Origin of the sequence: Belnapia mucosa (assembly GCF_016775475.1) — a bacterium.
Classification (GTDB): domain Bacteria; phylum Pseudomonadota; class Alphaproteobacteria; order Acetobacterales; family Acetobacteraceae; genus Belnapia; species Belnapia mucosa.
On record NZ_JAEUXJ010000084.1, the window covers coordinates 1 to 634 of the forward strand.

The 634-nt window shown below is 59.3% G+C and carries 1 pseudogene; it reads right to left on the minus strand.

The annotated features are described in order from the left end of the window. Positions 1-424: 424 nt before the first annotated feature. A pseudogene (locus JMJ55_RS31440) lies at positions 425-634 on the minus strand (hypothetical protein); the annotation flags it as partial.

A 634-nucleotide genomic window follows, 5' to 3' on the forward strand; every position in this document is an offset into this window, starting at 1 on the left:
GTGCTCCTTGGTCCACATCCCATCCATCTGGGCAGAGCCAAAGCCCAAAACACCGCCGGTCGGACATTCTCAAACGGGGTCTTAGCAAATGGCTCCAAGCCAAGCAACAAGCCAGGGCTCCGGTGGTAGTACCGCTCTGGAAGTACTTTGGCGAGAGAGTGGAGGTCCTAGGGTGCCTGTGCCACAACGTCGTGGCTTCGGTTCACGTCTTTTGGAACAGAGCTTGCCGCGACAATTAGGAGGTGAGGCTAAGCTGAGCTTTGCTACGAGCGGTGCGGAATATCGCTTGCGGGTACTATTGGTTGTTTAAGGCTCACGCCGTCGGTGCTTTCGATCATCATGGCACGATCTTGCCACAGCAGCTCCAGTTCGCGCTAACTCACGCTGCGGAAAACCGGCAGCAAGCCGGGATGCCCCGCCTTGCTCAACCAGGGGCTTCACTACGCGTTTCGTGTCCTGGCTTTCCAACACTCCCACTACTCCCTCGCAAGCTCGCTTTAAGGATTGCCTGGACCCGAGATGCCAAGGTGTCGAGATCGAAGGGCTTACCGATGACCTCGACGCCTGGCACGAGCGCCGTGCCGGCATAGCCGGTGATGAACAGCACCGGCAGCCCCGGCATCCGCTCGCGCGC